At 80.7% G+C, this 685-nt stretch carries 1 protein-coding gene; it reads right to left on the bottom strand.

Annotated features, from left to right (window positions below; translation table 11 throughout):
• A partial coding sequence (locus GQS09_RS28375; protein WP_243761898.1) for an ABC transporter substrate-binding protein occupies positions 1-685 on the bottom strand: 685 nt, incomplete at both ends.

The following is a 685-nucleotide window of genomic DNA, read 5'->3' as shown; positions in this document are numbered from 1 at the left end:
GCCGGCCGCCGCCGCTCCGGCGCCGAGGGCGGCCCCGGTACCGGCGGGTGCCTGCGCGGCCCCGGCGGCCGGCGACCCGGGGGTGTCGCCCGGTTTGGCATCGGAGTCGGCGGACGCCCCCGGGGTGCCCTCCCCGGCCCGGTCGCCCTGCCTGGCGTCGGTGTCCCCGTCCGCGCCGGAGCCGCGGCGCCAGCCGGCCTCGTCCAGCAGGGCGGCGGCCGGCTCCACTCCGGTGTCGCCGAGGGCGGAGCTGTTGTCCCGGTAGCCGTCCTGGCCGAGCACCCACAGGTGGCTGCCCAGCGGACGCACCGGCAGCCCGGCGGGCTCGTGCACCAGGGAGGCCAGCTCGGTGCGGTCCAGGGCGCGGGCCAGCGCCCAGCGCACCCGCTCGTCCTGCAGCGCCTCCGAGGTGCCGTTGAGGGCGAGCTGGGTGTAGGAGCCGCTGTAGGCCCGGTACACGGTGTAGTCGCTCAGGGCATCGGTGGCGGCGCGCTCCCGGGCGGCGAAGGCCCGGTCGCGGGAGAGCACGGCGGCGGCGACCGACTCGGCGTAGTGCTCGGCGGCCCGCTCGGCCTCGGCGGGCTCGCCGTCCCCGGTACGGGCGGCCAGCTCGGCCTCGGCGAGCCGCTGGAGCGCGCCCAGCGCCGCGGCCTGCCCGCCGGAGGTCCCCGCCTCCGGGCCGGGC

Source organism: Streptomyces sp. YIM 98790 (assembly GCF_011421595.1).
Lineage (GTDB): Bacteria > Actinomycetota > Actinomycetes > Streptomycetales > Streptomycetaceae > Streptomyces.
Note: the sequence above shows the minus strand (reverse complement) of the source record. Positions and strands in the feature narration are given on the sequence as shown.